Here is a 19,471-nt window from a genome sequence, read left to right on the forward strand (position 1 = left end):
ATCGGCAGGTCTACAAGCGTGACAAATCTGGCAACCACCCTGACGGCCTCGGCCCGGCGGCACCCCAACCGGATCGCGGTGATCTGCGGCGAGCAGCAACTCACCTACGCCGAACTGGAGACGGCCAGCACCATACTGGCGCTCGAACTGCGTGAGCGCGGGGTTCGATCCGGCGATCGCGTCGCCATGATGGTGCCGAATGTCCCGATGTTCGCGATCGCCTACTATGCGATCCTGCGGTCCGGCGCGATCGTGGTGCCCATGAATCCGCTCCTCAAACCCCGTGAAGTCGCGCACCAACTCGCCGACAGCACGGCGGCGCTGTTGCTCGCCTGGCACGAGGCCGCAGAGGCGATTCCCGGCGCGGCGCTTGCTGACGTCGAATGCGTTACGGTACATACGCATTCGACACTGAACCGGTCGCCGCTGCATGATGGCCAGGCCGCCGTGGAGCCCCGCAAACCCTCGGACACCGCGGTCGTCCTCTACACCTCGGGTACCACCGGCAAGCCGAAAGGCGCCGAGCTCACTCATCACAACCTCATGCGCAATCAGGAGGTCACCAGCACCAACCTGCTGAAGCTCACCGAGGACGACGTCGTGTTCGGAGGCCTGCCGCTGTTTCACGCGTTCGGGCAGACCGTGACCCTGACCTCGGCCATCGCCCACGGCGCATGCCTCACGCTGTTACCCCGATTCGACGCCACAGATGCACTGCAGGTCCTGACCCGCGACCGGGTCACGGTATTCGTCGCCGTGCCGACGATGTACGCCGCGCTGCTCGCGCACCCCGACCATGCCGACTATGACCTGAGCGCGCTGCGGGTCTGCGTGTCCGGCGGCGCGGCGTTGCCGGTGGAGACGCTGCATGCCTTCGAGAAACAGTTCGACACAACGATCCTCGAAGGATGGGGGCTGTCGGAGACCTCACCAGTGGCGTGCTTCAACCATCCGGACGCGATGCGCAAGGCCGGCAGTATCGGTACGCCGATCGACGGCATCAGAATGAGAGTCCTCGGCGAGGACGGGCGGGAAGTGGCCGTTGGGGAGGTCGGCGAACTCGCGGTGCACGGCCACAACGTCATGAAGGGCTACTGGCGTCAGCCCGCCGCCACCGCGGCAGCGCTCTCGGATGGCTGGTTCCGGACTGGCGACCTCGGCCGGGTCGACACCGACGGGCACTACTGGATCATGGACCGGAAGAAGGACCTGATCATCCGCGGCGGATTCAACATCTACCCACGCGAGATCGAAGAGGTCCTCTACGAGTGCCCCGACGTCGAAATGGCCGCCGTCATCGGCATTCCCGCGCCCACCCTGGGCGAGGAGATCGGCGCTGCCGTCGTGCTCCGGCCCGGCTCACGAACGACGCCCGCGGAACTGCGAATCTTCGTCCGCGAACGTGTCGCGCCCTACAAGTACCCGCGGCACATCTGGCTGGTCGACGAACTTCCCAAGGGCGCCACCGGGAAGATCCTCAAACGCGCGATCGCCATACCCGACGGTGTCATCGCTGCTGTCTCGGCATGAGAACAGCCACGCCGGCGAGGGGCCGGAACGACCGCCGCGGGGTGATCTGCGAGTCGCTCAGTCGGCGATCGGTTCCCTCGTCACACCGGGCACCCGGTCAACCTCTGTTGCCGTCTCCTCGGGGTCAGTGGCCGAGCGCGCGCTGGAACTGATGTGCCGACGTGCGCAGTCGCGGGCCACATTCGGCAAGCCGATCGCTGACAACGCCAACATTCAGGACTCGATCGCGGAGGCGCGCGTCGACATCGAGGGCGATGCGCACGACTACCTCCGGCAGTCCCAGCGAGCGGATGCGGGCAGCGTGCTCCTCCGGCGTCATGCCTTCCAATCACCTGCATGAACCTGAGGCCGCTGCTCGTCGTGTCGGCATTCGTCCGATCGGGGTCGCCCACCACCGTCGGTGTGGTGGCCGCGCCCGTTCCGTCGGTCACCGCTGCCGACGCCTCTCCCTCAACCTACTGGGCTCGCAGTCCGTCCTGGTGGCCCCGTCGTTTGCCCCCTGCGAACCGCATTCGTCGCCCTCAACCTGCGTCATCCCGCAACCCCTGCGAGCGCAGTTAGAACCCGCTGAGTTTGTTGCTGACATCGTCAGCGACCGCTAATCCGCATTCGCGCACCGACGTTGTGAACTCTTGCTGTTTGCGAGTGGCGCGCGCCGTGAACTCATCGGCGGTTTCGCCATCTCTCGGTTCGACTCGGGTGGACAGTTCGAGGAAGTCCAGGTCCGCCACTTGCCACCTCTCCATGTCGACATCGAGCTTGCCCAGCCGCAGATCGGTCCACTTCGTCGATGCGATGTGTCCCAACGCCACCAACTGATCGACATGCAGCGGTGATTGGGCGCCGGTTTCCAGAAACTGCCGTTGAATACCGTCGAGTGCCCTCGCGGCATCATCGCCGGCCGTGACCGCCTCGAGTAGTGAGCCCTGCGTTCGGCTACTCACCAAGGATGCGGCCAACACGCGGCGCGGACCCGACCAATCACCTTCGATCCGATACTTCAACTTCACCCGGCCGTTGTGGACGTCGTCAATTTCAGTCTCCACGCCGCGTGTTGCCTTGACCTTCGCGACACCTGGACCGGGCTTGGGCCGTCGTGTCCGGCGTGCACCTTTCTGTGGGTGAGCCACGGCGCGATCGACCGCGTCCTCCGGAACGGCCGCATACGGCTCGGCCGTGCGATGCCCCTTGCTCGGCATGCTCCCGGCGCGAGGTCCGCCAGCCCGGACCTGTGGGGCAAGGTCACCGAGGCGATGGACCGCGCCGCCTTCGGGAAGACCCCCGCAGGACAAGGCGTGGTGGCTGGCGATCCCCCTGGCCGCAATCCTCGGTCAGTGCTTCGCCTGGTTCTACCTGGTTCGCAGCTACCGGCTCCTGAACAGGGCCAACTACCAGATCGTCGGCGCCCTTGAGGAACGACTCCCGGCCTCCCCCTTCTGGCGTGCCGAATGGTGGGCCCTGGGTGATGGGAACGATCGGTCCCGGTACTGGCCCCTGTCCGACATCGAGCAGTGGATCCCCATTCTCTTCGCGCTTGCGTACATCTCGGGGTTCCTCACCGCTGTACTCGCCTGAGTTCCTGCGTCGGACTCTGGTTGCACGCGAACCCTTCCACTGATTGCAGCGACCACCGACAGGATCGGGAAAGCGCGGCCAGCCCGGCGGACCTGTCAGCCGTCCCCGCGGGCCGGCGCCCTCGATGTGTGTCTGTCCCTGCGTGCTCGGGCGAAACGGCACGGTTTCCGATGGCCTCGAGCCGGGCCGCGTCGTGTAGATCGAAGAAGTCGAGTAGTCCACTACTCATGTGCGTGGCGCCGACTGCGACGACCATGAGACAGGCAGTTGTCGTCACCGCAGCCGGGGCCGGGTCTCGGTCGCACGAGCTGTGGTTGGGTTCTCGAGGGAAGGTGTTTCGAATGTCTCGGAACGACGACTTCGACGGCGATGGGCATGCAGAACTTCTGATCTCCAGCCCATGGGGTTTCGGCTTGCTGGAGATGGACGCCAACACGATGCGCGCACCCGTGATGGCCCCCAACGGAACCCGATTCGGTGGCTGGAACCTGCAGACCGTCGACAACAGGTTCGGCCCTGTAGGCGACTTCGACGGTGACGGTCGCGCCGAGATCGTGTTTTCAAGCCCGTGGGGGATCGGAATCCTCGAACAGCGTGCATCCACGATGACCCCACTGATGATGGCCCCCAACGGGACGCGTTTCGGTGGCTGGAACCTGCAAACGAGTGACAACAGATTCGAGAAGGTGGGGGACTTCGATGGTGACGGGCGCGCGGAGCTGCTGATCACCAGTCCTTGGGGAATCGGAATCCTCGAGCTGGCCGGCAGCACACTTGCTGCCCCGATGATGGCGCCGAACGGCACGCGTTTCGACGGTTGGAACCTGCAGACGAGTGACAACAGGTTCGGTCCCGTCGGGGACTACAACGGGGACGGTCAAACGGAGATCCTGGTGTCGAGTCCCTGGGGCATGGGAGTGCTCCAGCAGCGCGGCAACACGATGCGTGCACTGATGCTGGCACCAAACGGCACCCGTTTTGGTGGCTGGAACTTGCAGACCAGCGACAACTACTTCCGCATAGCCGCCGACTTCGACGGGGATGGTCGTGCGGAGCTGCTCGTCACCAGCCCTTGGGGCATAGGGATTCTCAAGTTTAACGGCACCACCTTCAGGCCTGTCCTGATGGCGGCCAACGGCACTCGACTCGGCGGCTGGATCGTCGACACGGCCAGCAACATGTTCGGTCCCGCCGCCGACTTCGACGGCGACGGACGCGCGGAACTGCTACTGACGAGCCCCTGGGGGATGGGAGTCCTCAAGCTGAACGGTAGTACAACGGCGACGCCCGTGATGGCGGCCAACGGAGTTCGGCTCGGCGGGTGGGTTGTCGACACGCGCAACAACCGTTTCGGCCCCGCCGCGGACTACAACGGCGACGGCCGTGCGGAGGTCGTCGCCACGAGCCCCTGGGGACTTGGTGTCCTGTCGCTCAACGGGACGGCGCCCGCGTCGCCGGTCATGGCACCCAACGGTACCCGCTTCGGCGGTTGGAACCTGCAGACCGTGGACAACCGCTTCGGCGGCCGCCGACCGTGTTTCGACTTCGTCGTCGTCCACTTCAAGACTCTCGTGGCACCGTCAGCGGCCGTGAACACGTTCATCGACAGCCAGTTCAAGGAGATGGAACAGCTGTTCGGGGACGTCGGGGTCGCTGTCTATCAGGGCACGACCGAAGATCTCAGTGGTACTGCTGCCCTGTCGGCAGTGGTCGATCTGGATGTGGGACCCTGCCAGCTGGGTCAACCGACAGCCGAGCACAACACACTGTTCGCCAACCGCAACGGCGCCGGCGCCAACGACCTCGTGGTGTACGTCGTGCGGTCGCTGACCAATGCCGCGATGGCTACCAACTTGCTGGGATGCGCCACCCATCCGGCCAACCAGCCGGGTGTGGCGGTTGTGCAGTCGAATGCTCGGTGGTTGCTCGCCCACGAGGTCGGCCACGTGCTGGGACTACGGCATTGGGCGAATCCGCCGGCGACGAACAGCCGGTTCCTTATGTTCCCCAATGTCGGGTGGACTGATGCGCCACCGGACGTCGTCCAGTCGGAGGTCGCGACAATGGCGGCATCCGCCTTCACCCGACCCTTCTAGAGGAGGGAAACCATGGCGAAAGGAATCGAGGAGCTCCGCTCCCAGCTCGGTGCAATTGAGCCCGACGAGGACATGTACGCCGACCTCGGGCCGAGTGACGTACCACTCCTCGAAACTCTGCTCGACGACGACGAGGCATGGATGGCCACGCGGGCGGTATACGCGCTGACACGGATTGGTACACCGCAGGCGCTGGAGGTTCTCCAGGGTGTCGCGGCTCACGAACGCGGGGAAGTACGCGTCGCACTGGCTGTCGTCGCCGGCAGGCGGATCCCGGCCGCGACCGCCGACCCGATCCTCACCAGGCTCCTCGACGACGGAGATGTCGGGGTGCGGAAATTCGCAATCAAATCGGTGTCGGACGAGCATGGTCAGGAGGTGAAGGACCGGCTGGCGGCCATCTCGGCCTCCGACGACGTACTCCGAGGACTTGCACGTTCCCAGGTCGAGCACATGGGCAACTGAAGTCGAACCCGGCGGCGAACGCGAAGTGCTGTGGGATGTCGCCGCATGGATCAATGACGCGACAGACGCGTGAGGTGATGTGGTGTGTCAACCCGGGGTTCCGACAGCCGAATCTTCGTGCAGATTCCTGCATATCGAGACAGTGAGCTGCCCGCCACACTGCGTGACCTTTACCACAAAGCGGCAAGGCCGGAATCGCTGAACACGACAGTCGTCTGGCAGCACGCGGCCGACGAGCGCCTGCCGGCCGACGTGACATCACTTCAGGGTGTCCGCGTCGTTAACATCGACGCCCTCGAGAGCCAGGGATGCAACTGGGCGCGCTCGATCGCCCAGGAATATTGGGACGGTGAGCCGTTCACGCTGCTGCTCGACTCGCATCACCGGTTCGTCCGCCACTGGGACGACGTTGTCCTGGAGATGTATCGCCAGCTCCGATCGGATGGTGTTCGCAGGCCACTGCTGACCGGATACCTACCCGCGTACGATCCGGACCGGGAGCCGGGCGGGCGCCGCAAACGTCCGTACCAGATGTCGCCGCTGGCACGGGAGGACGGGATTCTCACGCGCCTGACCAGTTACCCGATCCCCTTCTGGACGACCCTGAGCAGGCCGCTCCCGGCGGAGTTCCTCTCGCTGCACTTCGTGTTCACCGCGGGCGCCTTCAACGAAGACGTCCGTTTCGATCCGAGGATCTACTTCTTCGGCGATGAACTCGTAACCGGGCTCCGGGCATTCACTCATGGCTACGACATGTTTCATCCGCATCGGATCGTCGGGTGGCACTGCTACAACCGCGCCAGCCGAATTCCGCACTGGGATAATCATCCGAACTGGGGACGACAACACCGTGAGTCGCTTGCGTTGATGCGGAATCTGTTTCTCGGACTGCCCACCACCGTAGATCTAGGTGACGAACGCAGCGTGGCTGACTACCAGGACTTCGTACTCACGGAGCTGGTCGTATGACAGCAACGTGCAGTGAGTCGGTGCTCGACGAGTTGCGCGCCAACCGACTGGTTTGGGTGGACGAATTCGTCGACGCGCGAACCTGTGAGTTCTTATGCAGCGAACTCGATTTCGCATACTGGCATCCCAGCGTGGTGGTTCGGCGGGACGTCGACGGCGCGCTCGTCTCGTATCGGAGCGAGCAGCGCGTCAGTGAATCCACCGACGACCGATGGTTCAGTGACGACCTGCTCGCCGAACTCGGAAGGATCGAAGGTCGGGTCTGCGGCCTGCTGGGGACCGGCCGCCGCACACTCGAGCGTTGGCAGGCGGTGCGGTACCGCAATCGTGGACGATTTCGGTTGCACCATGACGCGGGTCTGTTCGCCGACGATCCCGAGGGTGAGCGGGTGACGACGATCCGGCTGCACCTATACACCCCTGGCGCGGGCGGGGCCACGGTCTTTCCGTACCTCGGTGTCCGTGTCGGTGCCGTCGCCGGTCGGCTTGTTCTGTGGCAGAACCTCCGGTCCGACGGCTTGGCAGACCCGGACATGCGACACGCCGCGCAGCCGGTCCGTCGCGGGCGCAAGTCGGTACTCACAACGTGGGCGCGCCAGCACCCCGGCCAGGGAAGGGTGTCATGATCACGGAGAAGAAATTCGTCGACCGCATAATCGCCGAGTACGGCCCGCTGCTCGACTTGCGCGAGCGACCGCAAGTGATAGCCGAAATCCTGCGCAAGTATCACGGCATGGTGGCGAGCCCCGACGGCGGAAGCCCCCCCGGCGGTGTCGGCCCGCCCACCAGCGTGCAGCTGGACGAACCAACCAATGCCGAGCTGATGCGCAAGCTGCTCGAGATCAGCCGGTCGCTTGCGAAGCTGCGCAAGGCGCTCGACGAGCGTCCATCCGACCCGCACTGAAGCACGAACGGATTGCCACCCGCATGGTTCTGGGGCGGAGTGGCGCCGGCACTCGATGCCGAGGCACACGGTCGGTATGGGCTCCCGGACTAGGTCCCGTTGTCACGGCGGGTGCTACTCGCCGTCGGCCCGCCCGTCCGCGTACTGCGTGACCACGCGGTCACGCCATTCGCGGAAGTCGTCGAACTTGCCGGCGAGCGCCTGCCACAGCTCGGCAGCGCTGTTCACCCAGTCCATGTCCTCCGGGTCCGGCACATCTTCCGGGGCATGGTTGGCGCCGGCGACGACATAGGTCGGGTTGCCCTGCGGATTGACGATGAGGAATCCCGCCGCGACGCACAGCTCATAGATGAATGTCGTCTCCTCCTCCGACAGCGAGGCGTGATCGATCCCACCGCTCAGCGGCTCCTCCTGATCGAGCGGGTCGAGGTACAGGTCGGTCCAGTGGCCGTCGAACGAGAGCGCCTGCCCGTCCGCATCGACGAGAAGCGAACCTTGGCCGTCGCTGTCCATCGCGCGCAGGCCGCGCGCCTCGAGGAAGGCGGCGACGGCATCGCGATCCGCGTCGCGCTGCTCGTCTCCCTGGACGCGGACGAAGATCAGCGAGAATCCCATGCCCGGAATACTGTGTCGTCGCGTGTCCCTCCGCAAGGAAGACAATGACGGTCGCGGACGATGCCCTGTTCGCACAGTGCGAGCTACCGAGACGGCTCCACGCAACATCCCATCGGCCGGCGAGTTCGGCCGGGGCTAGGCCGATTACTTCGGCGGTCGTCGATTACCCCAGACGGCACCTCGCTGCGGATCCCAGAGCATCAGGCCATGGCTCAGTGCCACCTCCATCAGGACGCCTGTGTAGTGCTCAACCGCCGAATGCGGGGCATGGATGACGATCCATGTGGTCTCGCCATCTCGACCCGAACTCGCGATCAGCGCGTTGTCAGGATCCGTCGCCTCGTCCGAGAAGAGGGCAGCGATCTCCGCAAGGACCGCCTCTGCGTCGAAGTCCCCCATCGCCGGATGTCCATGTTCCTGGGTAATTGCATGCCAGGCGTCGAGGACCATAGCGGTCTTCGTCGTCGCAGCCCGTTTCCAGATACCGAAGTCGTAGCTCATTCACACTCCAATGAGCGTCACTGTCCTGCTGGCGATCCAACCATCGAACTCCCGCCGGAAACAGGCGCGGCACTCTTGGTTCATGCTGCCGCACCCTGCCTCGACCGGCTGACCGGAAGTGACCGCAGTCGCCGGCACCGCGGGTAGAAGTGGGACGCGCGGTTCATGAACGCCGCCAGGGGAATCGGCGTACCGCGGTGCGGGCATGGCTCCCAGTGCGGCCATAAGGATTCAGCAACCCGGCAGATCGCAGAGCACCCCGGTACGTCGCGCTCTCCGGCGCACAGTTGCGGGTCACCGTCGACGACGGGCTGCGTCTGACCGCTCTCGTCACCAACACCACCTACTGCGACGACCATCCGGACCGCGAAAGAACCTGGACTGCAGAACCTTCCGATACACGGAATTCGCGTTCGAGGGCTGCCCAGCCCGACTGGGGGAAACAAACGGTCATGGCTGCAGTTCTTTTCGATCGCCGGGCTCATCGCCCGGCACGCCCTCCGCATCCATCTGAGATATTCCGCGTAGACCTACTGACCGCCGGACTCAGGCGCCTGGGAGGAGGAGCTGCCTGTCGAGTTGCAGCGGGGATTAGCGGGACGCGCTGCCCAACCTTGACGGATTCCCGTCGGGTCGTGCGCTGTCGCTGATGTGGGCCTGCGGCGGCGGTCGAATGCCTTGCGATGCAGCGTCGGACAGCGTCCTTTCCTCTTGCTGTCGGCGGGAAAGGCCGGTGGCCGCCCACCCCTACTGGGGACGGGCGGCCACTGTGTCTGCGCGTGTGCGGTGTTGCTGGTGGGTCAGGAGGTCCAGCTCATCATTTCGCTGCTTATTAGTATTTCTTGTGGTTGAAGGGACCGGATCTACTTGTCGAATCGTCCTGGGACTTTCAAGATCTTCCACGACACTTGTCCCCGAAATTCCGCGCGAAGATGTCCTTTTCCACAGTCCTGCCCCGAGTCGGGGCCACATCATGAACCGTCCCGGGTTTGATGCCGCTTACCTTCTTGTGAAGGATGCAGACCATGCCCAAGCATTACCCCGCCGAGCAGCGTGAGCGAGCAGTGAAGATGGTCCTCGACCACCGCGACGAGTACCGATCCCTCCACGCCGCCTGCCGGCCATCGCACCCAAACTCGGCATCGGACCCGAATCCCTGCGGAACTGGACGAAGCAGGCGCAGATCGATGCTCAACAGGTTCCGGAAGCAAGCACCGAAGAGCAGCAGCGGATCAGGGCCCTCGAGCGAAAAGTGCGAGACCTTAAGGAAGCCAACGAGATCCTGAAGACAGCCTCGATTTTCTTCGCGAGGGAACTCGACCCTCGCCGCCTCTGATCTGCCAGTTCATCGACGACATGCGTGCACAGAACTACAGGGTCGAGTCGATCTGCACCGTGCTTTCAGAGCGCGGCGTCAAGGTCGCCCAACGCACGTACCGGACCTGGAAACCCGCACCACCGTCGGAACGGGTCGTGACCGACGCGTACCTGACGAACGCACTACTGGGCACCATCGACACCGCCGAGGGGCTTTACGGGCGGCGCAAGATGACCGCCCACCTGCGACGTAACGGCTACCAGGTCGCCGCTTGCACCGTCGACCGGCTCATGAGCGACGAGGGCCTGTCCAGCATCGTCCGCGGCCGCCGGCACCGCACGACAATCCCGGGCGGTAAGAACAGTCGACGAGCCCCGGACCTGCTCGATCGGGACTTCACCGCCGAGGCTCCGAACCGGAAATGGGTCACCGACTTCACCTACTGCCGGACCTGGGCAGGGTTCGTGTACGTGGCGTTCGTGATCGACTGCTTCTCCCGGGCGATCGTCGGCTGGCACGCGGCGACCGTGAAGGAACCGGCCATGGTCACGACGGCGTTGAAGATGTCATGTGGCGCCGAGACCACGGCGGCCATGCCGTAGATGACGGTTTGATCCATCACCGCGATGCCGGCAGTCAATACACATCAACTCCCTCGCGGAAACCCCTGCGCTGGAAGGGATTGTGGCGTCAATTGGCAGTGTCGGAGACGCGTACGACAATGCGTTTGCGGAGTCGACGATCGGCTTGTTCAAGACCGAGGCCGTTTCCAAGCGCAGCCCGTTCCTGCCGGGGGCGATCAAGACAATCGACGACATCGAATTCGCGACGATGGGGTGGGTCGACTGGTTCAACACTCGCCGGTTGCACAGCACCCTCGGTTGCATCACGCCCGATGAATTCGAGGCGATCTACTACGCTCAACCATCGACCCTCCAGCCGGAGTTGTCGCCAGCATAGGAGCGGCAAGAGCCCGGGACGGTTCATGGTGCGGGCCGATGGGAACCTACACGGCATACCATGCAGTCTTGTGTCGCAGACTTTTTCGACGCAGTATGCAAATTGTTCGCGGCGACGACCCGCGCGTTTCGCGCAAGTCCAGGTCGAAGTCGACTGTCGGAAGGCGCGGCGCTTCGTCAGCCGGATGCCGCTCACATCGGGAAACTCCCGCAGGTTCTGAGAGGTTCGGTCCCACCCAACGACTCCGAGGCGCAGTGCAACAGTTGTCGCGCACCGAACTGGGGTAGTCGACTACTCGCGTCGTGGCGACAGGGGAAGTGAAAGATTGACGAATGGCTGCAGATCCCGCTCCCCGCCAGGAAGGGAACACGTCATGAACAAGCAACACGCCGCACCGCCGCAGCTGCCGGCAGAACACACCACACCGAATCCCGCTAGGTCTCGGAATCGACGTGCGGTCGCGCACAGCACCAGCACCCTCCCCCACCCGCCGCACCGAATCCCCATCTTGGGAGACCTACTCACCGCGGATCCCGCCAGGCCCACACAGAACTTCGTGGACCTCACCCGCCGCCTCGGCCCGATCTTCGACACGAAGATCTTCAACCAGCACCTGACGGTCGTCTCCGGGCCGGCCCAGTACACCGAACTCTGCGACGAGAAACGGTTCGGCAAGCACATCGGCTTCAGTATTCAGGCGGCCCGGGAGCTAGCCGGCGACGCCCTGTTCAGCGCGTACAGCACCGAATCGAACTGGTCGAGGGCACACAACATCCTCATGCCCGCCTTCGCACTGTCCGCGATGAAGTGCTACCACGACACCATGCTCGAGACAGTGCGAGGGCTCATCGCGTACTGGGATGAACGGGCCCACGACGGCACCGTGGACGTGCACACCGACACGAGCAAGCTCACCTTGGAGACGATCGCCCGCATCGGCTTCGGCTACCACTTCGATCCATTCACCAGGACCAAGCCCGACCCGTACGCCGCCGCCGTGTCGCGCCTCTTCGCGTTCCTCGGCCGCTCCGCCTACCGCATCCCGGTGCCATGGATGGAAGCTATCGTCCACCGCGGCGAGATCCGCCAGAAGAACTCCGACATGACCTACGTTCGGCAGGTCATCGACGACGTCATCCAGTCCCGCCGCCAGGACCCGGGCGGTCAATTCGATGACCTGCTACAGCTGATGCTCACCACAGCCGACCCCGAGACGGGACAGTTCCTCGACGACGAGAACGTACGCAACCAGGTGTTCACCTTCCTCAACGCCGGACACGAGACCACTTCCGGCACACTGTCGTTCGCGCTACACCTTCTCGCGACCCATCCCGATGTCGCGGACCAGGCCCGAGACGAGCTCCACTCGTTGTGGCCGGCCGACACCGACCCGGACCCCGAGTTCGGGGACATCCACAAGCTGCGGTACCTGCGGCGTGTAGTCGACGAGACGTTGCGGCTGTGGCCCATAGCCCCGGGCTTCTTCCGCGAACCGAAGCAGGACACCACCCTCGGCGGGTACACGGTCGCGGCCGGCCAAGCGATGTTCGCCCTGACCCTGCAGGTGCACCGGGATCCGGTGTGGGGCGAGGATCCGTTGGCCTTCGATCCGGATCGCTTCCTGCCCGAGCGCACCCGTAGTCGGCCGGCTGGCATCTACAAGCCGTTCGGGACCGGGATGCGCTCGTGCATCGGACGCCAGTTCGCCCTGCACGAGACCGTGCTGGCCCTGGCACTCATCTTGCATCGGTACGACCTTGAACCCGAACCCGGCTATCAGCTCGAGGTCGCGGAGGAATTCACCCTCAAACCCGTCGGCCTCCGACTCGGGCTGCGGCGGCTGTGATGGGGTAACTGCGCCAATCCAAGGAGCTCACGATGCGCACGCACGCCCAGCGCGCGGCAACGAAGGGCTTCCTCCCACGCGTCAGTCCAGTCGCCGGCCGTGTTGCAGCGCGCCGTGCAGGAGGTCGTGAATCGTGAGATTCGGCCCTTGGTCGAGGGGGACCTGTCCAGGCTCCACAGCCTGGCGATCCGAGGTGGAAATTCGTTGGCATGCGGTGCCGCAGCTCAAGTGGCTTCCGTTATCGATATGCCACCCAAAACGACATATAGGACGAAACCATGGCAAATAGCGGACTGATTAGTCCGGAGAACGTCATCTAGCTCCGGAACCTACAACAACTCGTGCCGCCGTCGTCAGATCTTGAGATTCTCACCTGTGCAAATGCATTGGTTGAGACGGATTCAACCCAGATCAATGAGACGAACACGACTAGGCAAGGCTTACCTCACTTTCCTGATGTGGCGTTGACGCCAAGTCGAAGACCAAGAGCGTGTCACGACCTCGGATACCGAAGGCCGTGCGCTGCCACGAGATGAGGCCTCCGAGCGAGAAACGTTTCGAGCCTGCTCGGTCTACGCATGGGCTCGGCCTGCGGCCTCGTTGACGACGGCATTGAGGTCGCAGACGACCAGTCCGGTGCCTAACCACGTCCCGCATGAGCCAGCCACGAAAGATGGTAATTGTGGCGTCATCTCACGGGCGTCGGTAGGTACTCCGTGTCCCCGCGCCAGCGGAGGCTCCTAATCGAGGCGCTGACGTGAGGTCCGGGTTTCACCAACCTTCCACGTTCCGGATCCGTACAGAACAGCGGTACTGTCGAATTCAGTCCAGTCGCCAGCCAATTTTGGGCGGGAATTACTGGAACTGAAGAGTTCCTTCTCTCCCAAATGGCCGAAAATGATCGACCAGTTCGCTGCGGCAAGAACGCCCACGAGCCAGTCATAGCGGACGAGTAGCGCGGCGTGGTTGTCGTCGGCGGTATCAATGTACTGGGCAGCGACACCACCATCCACGTCAAGCCAGCGCCGTGTGTGGGGCAGCCAGGTCAGCTGGCCTGTGTCGAATAGTTCGAGCGATGGCATCCAGGCATGAACAGCATCATCGATTGAGCAATCGAAAGTAACTGACTCCCAACAGTATTCGTTCCAGGAAGGGTAGACATGGCGAGGAACCTTCGTGCCGCCGTCTCCTGCCTCCCACTGCTGTGGATAGTCGTTCGCCGCCGCGCCCCAGGGCATCTCACCGAGATATGCCACGGAGGTCGGGCTGAGTCCTTCCGGCATCCACCTGCCCATCAGGGAGTTCTCCGACAAAAACTTGTACACCGATGCCGTGCTAGATTTCCGGACCAACCAGCTGTAGATGTGGCCCCACTGTTCGCGACGACTGCGGTCGGGATCCTCACCGCCGAGTGGATCCTCTTCCTCCCATCGGTGTGTCGAGTGGAGTACGACCCACTCGACGCCGTCTGGACAGGTCCGCCGTAGTTGTGACTCCATCTCGACGATGCCATCGGGGCTGGCCGCCCAGTTGGAGTCCGCGGGCGGGTCTGCTCGACGGTACTGAGGCGCGTCCGGGAACCACCACTGGGATGTGTCATCACTGGGGAACGTCGCGTCGAATCGTGTCTGCCGGTTGGTGCTCGACAGCAGCGGCGCCGGCGGCAGCGTTGGGTCGATATCACGTGCATGGATCTGCCATGCCCCCCGGTAGACGTCATCGTTACCACCCCGTTGGCGGCGAGGATGATAGTTGTCAGCGATCCGCGCGAGCAGTTCGCGCAGTGCGATCCACTGATACTTCTTACCGAACCGCTCTGGTTTGTGGCCTTCTCGGCCGCGGGAGGAAATGGTTGCGTCGAACTCCGCGAACAACTGTGGGGTCCAACCCAGTTCGAGCACCCGCCGAAAGATCCATTCCTTTGCCGCGTCGTCCGGAAACTCTGCGCGAGGCGATGAGCTGGCGGCAATCTCCAACAGTGGAGCGTGTTCTTCGCGCTCGACCTCGCTCCCGTCGCCCTGATATTGGGCCAACTTCTGTCGTATGGCCGCGAGCACCCCATCATGATCGCGAGCGCTGGCGCCGCCAGCCGGCGGGGGCGAAGGATAGGGCTCGTCCAGGGAGTATCGACTGAAGTGACGGACGTCGGGGCCGATGATCTTCACACCGAAGTCCCCATACCCGCAGATCGAGCCAAGGATGCTCCAGTAGTCGTGCTGTGTGGGCGCAGGATTGGCACGCGGCCGATACGCGGCGAACAGCTCGCTCTCGGTGGGCGCGTCCAAGACAAGCGTGGATCGCACCGCATGAGGAAGCTGCTGGGCGTCGGTGTGTTCGAAAATCGCTGTGCGTACACACCATTCCACGGCGCCGTTCAGCGCATCTCGAACCAACAGGTCGGGTGCTGTGCGCGTGGCCACCGCCGCCGCCATGCGCCGTATGACATTGACCGCCCCCTCCGGATTCGATGTTCCTGCCGTGATGATTGCACCATGGGTGATCACACTCAGGCGTTCGAAAATGTAGGGGTCGTCGACCGCGGCAAACCGTTCGTACAGGTTCTCGAGAACGCCCAGGCGGTGCGAAAGAAGCCGCGAAAGCGCTTTGGTGATGTGGTCCCGCATCGGGCGGTGGGGCGTCCCAAGCATCCAGACCAGGACGATCGCGACTCTCTCGACGACATCGTGCGGATGGCTCTCGTGGTCTCGCTTGGTGACCCACCGGATAATTCTGCCGAGGGCGCCGGTATTCATGTTGTGGTACAGAGCGATTCCCCAGGTGGCGTCACGTTTGGGCATCGCTGTCTGATCGAGACGGCGGTGTAGGTAGTCGATACCGAGTCGACGGCCAGGACGAACTGACAATTCGACCAGCGTTTGCGCCGCCAGCTCACCCAACGAGGGCGAAAGGCCTTCCAGCTGCTCGAACAGTTCGATCGACTCAGCGGCAATCGCATCGCTTCGGCGCACGGGCAGACTGCGTAGAAACGCCTTGTTCCATTGCTGCCGTTCGAAGGGATCGAGGTTCCACGTCGCGGCAGTGAGCAACTCGATGCCAAACCGCTCAGGAACGAGTACCGATAGGGCCTCGATCACACCGGCTGAGGATTCACTGACAACGGACATACACGGGTCCACGGTCAGCTGCGAGGCAGTTGTGACCGCAGAGAGGATCTCTTCGGCGATCATGTAGTCGGCGAAGCGTTGATAGCTGAGCTTAACGGCTTCGACCTCGACGAACTCGGTACCGTCATCTAGGTATATGAGATCAACCGACAGCAACCCCTCCGACAAGAGTTCCCCGAACAGAGTCCGTGGCCACGACTGCAGATGCGGCGCAAGCGCAGTGATGCGCTCCTTCACTTGCATTCGTGGAATCCAATCTCGCCCTTCAGCGGTGAACTCCCGCGCCATCAAGCTCATGCATCGCTGAACCAGGCGATCGGCTTCATCCAATTCGAGGCTTTCGGAAACCTTCCGGTTGACCATATCCAGGTAGCGGTCGAACAAGACACTGACGGTGATTTCCGGCTGGATCGTCGACGGGTTCCAGCCGTGCTTCACAGTCTCGCAGTACAGCTTCAGAAACAGCGGATTGGACATGTCCTGCCCGACCAGCGGCAGCTGTGGTGCCGCCAGTTTGTAGTGGGCAAAGAATGTCTCGGCCGCCAGCGTCTCGACACCAGCGAAACCTTGATGCTCGATTGTTGGCAGGTCTGCAGCCTGAGCGCTGAGCACGATGTCTCGATAGGTTGTGCGAACAGACAGTGCCACCACGATCCACGGAGCGTGGTGGCGGGCTTCGGAGAGAAGGGCGGTGAGCTCGGTCTGCCAGCCGCGAGCCTGGTCGGACTCGTTGATTCCGTCGATCAACAGCACGAAGGGACGACCGTATGCCTCAGCGGCTGATGCCATGGCTTGCAGCATCGCCATCCAACCTTGGTTCTCCATGCCAAGCCTTCGCGCGACCTCGCTGAGAACTTCGCGACCGGACAGGCTCTTTCCCATAATCAGAGCCGTAGGTTGACCCTCGCCCAGCAATCGATAGGCGGCGTCGACGAATAGATGAGTTTTTCCTTGGCCTGCGTCTCCGGTGACTATCAGCGCATTTTCATAAGCCGCCCGTGCCATCGCTGATCGGAGATGGTCCTCGATCTCGAAGACTCGATCGAGCAACATGTTCGCCGCGAGTCGCACGGATGAATTGGCATTGTCGTCGAGTCGGTTCACCTCACTTGTGCATCGCTGCAGCGCTTCACAGAGTTCGATGGGGCTCTTCATCGCATCACCGTCGGCATATTTCGCAAGCTCCGCACGACACGTTGCGGTGGTTTCCGACAGCTCCTCGCTGATGGTCGTCGATAGTGCGTGCCGCAGTTTGTTTGCGGCGACATTGAACGAGGTCTGTAAGAATTGTCGATCGCGCCGGAATCGCGGGGTGCGCGCCAACCCGTCGAAGGCTGCCGAGATCGGCATCTCGATGTGCAGTTCGCCCGAGTAGCGGGGGCCTGCGGCATCTCGCGCGGAGTCGACGCGCTGGCGACACCACGACAGTGAAAGCACATCTTGATCCCAGAAGAACCATGCACGCCCACGATTGCTCGGGTTGTTCAACCGGCTCAGCAGCTCACCACCGGACCACAGCAGAATCTCGATGCGCTCGGATCCGGGCACTTTTGTCCCGCGGTCGTCGCGCCACCGCTCGAATTTCTCCACCGCTGAGTACCCGACACGGGCACCGCCCTTTTTGGGGGCGACGTCGGGCAGGTCGAACGGGATACAGAACGTCAACCGCACACAGTTCGGGCGTTCGGCGGTGACCGTCATCAGTGTGTCTGTCGCGAGCTTTAGAAAATCGTCGATCCCGAAGGTGTATTTGACCTGCCATCCCCACTCAGAGTCATCTTCGTGTCGAATGAACCACTCGTACCCCCGGTCCGGGTTGCCGACCTTCCACAGGATGGCGCCGTCAGGTGTTGGGTCGCGCAGCTGGTAGCACAACTCCTCGAACGCATCGGGCTGCGAGCCATTCCAAGGGCGGATAGTGCGAAAACTCCCCATACTCAGCACTCTCGATCACCGCCGACGTAGCTGAGACGACCGATCCGAACGACGTTGAAACCCATGTGTGGACTGTAGCGAGCTAGTCCTGCGCGGCATGCCGCTCGAGACGCGTTGGCGATCGGTAGTTTCACGACGCTGGTGATTCCTAGATCGCTGGGAGCGTGTAGGCATGCACGCCAGCGCGGCCGTGCGTCTCGACGTGTCTGCCCAGTGCCTCATTGAGCATCCCTCGGCGGGGCGCCGGGGGCGAGCGGCGAAGTCCCTTGAACTCCATATGCGGATCCACCGATGCGGATGAGCATTCCGGTCGGGTTCGAGCCCGGGTTCGAGGAGTTCGTCTCAGCTGACGTCGCAGGTCGCCCGGAACCGGAGCGGAGCTGGAGGAAGCGGGCTCAGCCGACGATCACTGCGTGAGCCGGAAGATGTCCTCGACGGCTCGCGGGCACCGCTGCGGGCCAAGGCATCAAGGCCACGCTCCCTGCCGACCTCGCCGGACTAGTCGTCCCGGACCACTCCGTCGGCCCTGTGCTGTACGAGCGCCGACGCTAGGTCTACAGCAACACCACTAGGGCTACATCCCCGACGACTGACCGCAAACCCGACCGCGACTGCGCAGTCGCGGTCGGATCCTCCGAGGCGTAGCGAGAGCGATTCTGAACCTCCGCCCGGATCCAAAGCAGGCCCCGATGGCCCGCCCGGACGACTACCCGGTTGCCGCAGGCCAATCACTTGACACACCACTGGTGCTTCATGAGGCAAGATCGTCGACCATGAGTGAGGCGTCGGACACCGGTCGGGACGAGACACAGTCGTGGTGCAGCGCCATGAGGTGGGTCCACTGGTGCTTCGTCGCGGGTGTGGTTGCAGTGGCAATGGTCGGCGTCATCGCTTTGTACTTCGCCGAGCAGCAGCCTCTCGCCCTCGACCTTGCGGCGATCGCCGGAATTGTGCTGTCGGCGGCCGGCGTGGCTGGCGCTGTGGTTATCTTTTCTCGTCAGGCGGCACAAGCAAGACGCGAGAGCTACCACCACACCCAGTTCATGCAGCGAACGGACTCATCTCTTCGAGAGCTGACAACCAGCGAACGTTTCAAGACTGAGGTCGGCGAAACCGCTGCCCGCCTCGACGAGGCCGAACCGAGCGACCAGGAAGCACAGGGCCCCGCCGACGCCAGATTCGAAGAGCCCGCGGAGTCGCTGGGTCTGAGAACTAGCAACGACAGCATCGTGTACGACCCCAAGAACGTGAGCCTGTGGATGCTCGCGGCCGTCGTCGACCACTGGAACAGCCAGGGAACCACTGGTCGATGGGATGTGGGCGCACTGAAGGGCGCTGTGAAGAGGCGCAGTGGAGGGAACTCCTCCTGGTACCTCGTATTCGAGGACCCCGACACCGACAGACTCGACTACTACCGCGTCAGCATGGGCGGCCGCGGCAAGTCGGGACCCACGGTGACGCCCATGACGGTGACCGAGACAGTCGCAGCTCTGAACAAATAGCCCAGGTTCTCGTGGATCCTTGCTGCTGAACCGGACCAGGCCGCTTCGCCAACTAAAGGGAGCGGACGATCCAGGCAAGGGCCGATTTCCGACTCACCTTGCCAACCTTCTGCGGTGACGCTCAAGGTCC

13 protein-coding genes and 2 pseudogenes are annotated in these 19,471 nt (G+C 63.4%); 11 read left to right on the top strand and 4 right to left on the bottom strand.

Going from position 1 to position 19,471, the window contains the following annotated elements; genetic code table 11:
- Nucleotides 1–18 precede the first annotated feature (18 nt).
- Together RT2_RS17540 and RT2_RS26530 are read left to right on the top strand one after the other, a co-directional pair.
- Entirely contained in the window at nt 19–1,530 is a 1,512-nt protein-coding gene (locus RT2_RS17540) for a long-chain-fatty-acid--CoA ligase (RefSeq protein ID WP_072846085.1), read from the top strand.
- A pseudogene (locus RT2_RS26530) lies at nt 1,505–1,780 on the top strand (acyl-CoA dehydrogenase family protein); the annotation flags it as partial. The gene RT2_RS17540 and the pseudogene RT2_RS26530, both read left to right, overlap by 26 nt.
- A 307-nt stretch (nt 1,781–2,087) precedes the next feature.
- Here the strand turns inward: RT2_RS26530 and RT2_RS17550 are convergent.
- Nucleotides 2,088–2,729: a hypothetical protein gene (locus RT2_RS17550; RefSeq protein ID WP_169888425.1), complete on the bottom strand. Its 642-nt coding sequence runs from the start codon at nt 2,727–2,729 to the stop codon at nt 2,088–2,090.
- On the opposite strand from RT2_RS17550, the gene RT2_RS26910 reads away from it, so the two are divergent.
- The 6 genes from RT2_RS26910 to RT2_RS17580 all read left to right on the top strand — a co-directional run bounded on the left by RT2_RS26910 (nt 2,728) and on the right by RT2_RS17580 (nt 7,539).
- Entirely contained in the window at nt 2,728–3,105 is a 378-nt protein-coding gene (locus RT2_RS26910; protein ID WP_425439076.1) for a RipA family octameric membrane protein, read from the top strand. The two genes, RT2_RS17550 and RT2_RS26910, sit on opposite strands and share 2 nt — an antisense overlap.
- Before the next feature lie 341 nt (nt 3,106–3,446).
- On the top strand, nt 3,447–5,201 hold the full coding sequence (locus RT2_RS17560; protein WP_072846088.1) for an FG-GAP-like repeat-containing protein: 1,755 nt from the start codon (nt 3,447–3,449) through the stop codon (nt 5,199–5,201).
- Nucleotides 5,202–5,213: 12 nt separating this feature from the next.
- Nucleotides 5,214–5,666, top strand: coding sequence for a HEAT repeat domain-containing protein (locus tag RT2_RS17565; protein ID WP_072846089.1), 453 nt, complete (start codon nt 5,214–5,216; stop codon nt 5,664–5,666).
- Between the two features lie 84 nt (nt 5,667–5,750).
- Nucleotides 5,751–6,635 (top strand): GlcNAc-transferase family protein, encoded by an 885-nt coding sequence (locus RT2_RS17570; RefSeq protein WP_072846090.1) that lies wholly within the window; start codon nt 5,751–5,753, stop codon nt 6,633–6,635.
- Nucleotides 6,632–7,261, top strand: a complete 630-nt coding sequence (locus RT2_RS17575; protein WP_083577453.1) for a 2OG-Fe(II) oxygenase — start codon at nt 6,632–6,634, stop codon at nt 7,259–7,261. Before RT2_RS17570 ends, RT2_RS17575 begins: the two co-directional genes overlap by 4 nt.
- A complete protein-coding gene (locus tag RT2_RS17580) occupies nt 7,258–7,539 on the top strand; it encodes a hypothetical protein (RefSeq protein ID WP_072846092.1) in 282 nt (93 codons plus the stop codon). Before RT2_RS17575 ends, RT2_RS17580 begins: the two co-directional genes overlap by 4 nt.
- A 114-nt stretch (nt 7,540–7,653) precedes the next feature.
- On the opposite strand, the gene RT2_RS17585 is transcribed toward RT2_RS17580, so the two are convergent.
- Both RT2_RS17585 and RT2_RS17590 read right to left on the bottom strand, forming a co-directional pair.
- On the bottom strand, nt 7,654–8,154 hold the full coding sequence (locus tag RT2_RS17585) for a hypothetical protein (RefSeq protein WP_072846093.1): 501 nt from the start codon (nt 8,152–8,154) through the stop codon (nt 7,654–7,656).
- Nucleotides 8,155–8,298: 144 nt separating this feature from the next.
- Complete coding sequence (locus tag RT2_RS17590; protein ID WP_072846094.1) at nt 8,299–8,655, bottom strand: hypothetical protein; 357 nt, start codon at nt 8,653–8,655, stop codon at nt 8,299–8,301.
- 1,025 nt (nt 8,656–9,680) lie between these two features.
- On the opposite strand from RT2_RS17590, the pseudogene RT2_RS17600 reads away from it, so the two are divergent.
- Nucleotides 9,681–10,933, top strand: a pseudogene (locus RT2_RS17600) (IS3 family transposase).
- Nucleotides 10,934–11,306: 373 nt separating this feature from the next.
- The gene (locus RT2_RS17605) at nt 11,307–12,779 is read left to right on the top strand and encodes a cytochrome P450 (protein ID WP_083577454.1); all 1,473 of its coding nucleotides are present in this window, start codon (nt 11,307–11,309) and stop codon (nt 12,777–12,779) included.
- 740 nt (nt 12,780–13,519) lie between these two features.
- Here the strand turns inward: RT2_RS17605 and RT2_RS17610 are convergent.
- On the bottom strand, nt 13,520–17,839 hold the full coding sequence (locus tag RT2_RS17610) for an NACHT domain-containing protein (RefSeq protein WP_139191303.1): 4,320 nt from the start codon (nt 17,837–17,839) through the stop codon (nt 13,520–13,522).
- Nucleotides 17,840–18,612: 773 nt separating this feature from the next.
- Here RT2_RS17610 and RT2_RS17615 point away from each other — a divergent pair.
- A complete protein-coding gene (locus tag RT2_RS17615; protein WP_072846096.1) occupies nt 18,613–19,341 on the top strand; it encodes a hypothetical protein in 729 nt (242 codons plus the stop codon).
- Nucleotides 19,342–19,471 lie beyond the last annotated feature (130 nt).

Source organism: Rhodococcus tukisamuensis NBRC 100609, assembly GCF_001894985.1.
Lineage (GTDB): Bacteria > Actinomycetota > Actinomycetes > Mycobacteriales > Mycobacteriaceae > Rhodococcus_G > Rhodococcus_G tukisamuensis.

Excerpts from the sequence above, each read along its gene's own strand:
- RT2_RS17590 (WP_072846094.1), bottom strand. The coding sequence starts at position 8,655 with ATGAGCTACGACTTCGGTATCTGGAAACGGGCTGCGACGACGAAGACC.
- RT2_RS17560 (WP_072846088.1), top strand. The coding sequence starts at position 3,447 with ATGTCTCGGAACGACGACTTCGACGGCGATGGGCATGCAGAACTTCTG.
- RT2_RS26910 (WP_425439076.1), top strand. The coding sequence starts at position 2,728 with ATGCTCCCGGCGCGAGGTCCGCCAGCCCGGACCTGTGGGGCAAGGTCA.
- RT2_RS17585 (WP_072846093.1), bottom strand. The coding sequence starts at position 8,154 with ATGGGATTCTCGCTGATCTTCGTCCGCGTCCAGGGAGACGAGCAGCGC.
- RT2_RS17605 (WP_083577454.1), top strand. The coding sequence starts at position 11,307 with ATGAACAAGCAACACGCCGCACCGCCGCAGCTGCCGGCAGAACACACC.
- RT2_RS17615 (WP_072846096.1), top strand. The coding sequence starts at position 18,613 with ATGAGTGAGGCGTCGGACACCGGTCGGGACGAGACACAGTCGTGGTGC.
- RT2_RS17550 (WP_169888425.1), bottom strand. The coding sequence starts at position 2,729 with ATGCCGAGCAAGGGGCATCGCACGGCCGAGCCGTATGCGGCCGTTCCG.
- RT2_RS17565 (WP_072846089.1), top strand. The coding sequence starts at position 5,214 with ATGGCGAAAGGAATCGAGGAGCTCCGCTCCCAGCTCGGTGCAATTGAG.
- RT2_RS17610 (WP_139191303.1), bottom strand. The coding sequence starts at position 17,839 with ATGGGGAGTTTTCGCACTATCCGCCCTTGGAATGGCTCGCAGCCCGAT.
- RT2_RS17575 (WP_083577453.1), top strand. The coding sequence starts at position 6,632 with ATGACAGCAACGTGCAGTGAGTCGGTGCTCGACGAGTTGCGCGCCAAC.
- RT2_RS17580 (WP_072846092.1), top strand. The coding sequence starts at position 7,258 with ATGATCACGGAGAAGAAATTCGTCGACCGCATAATCGCCGAGTACGGC.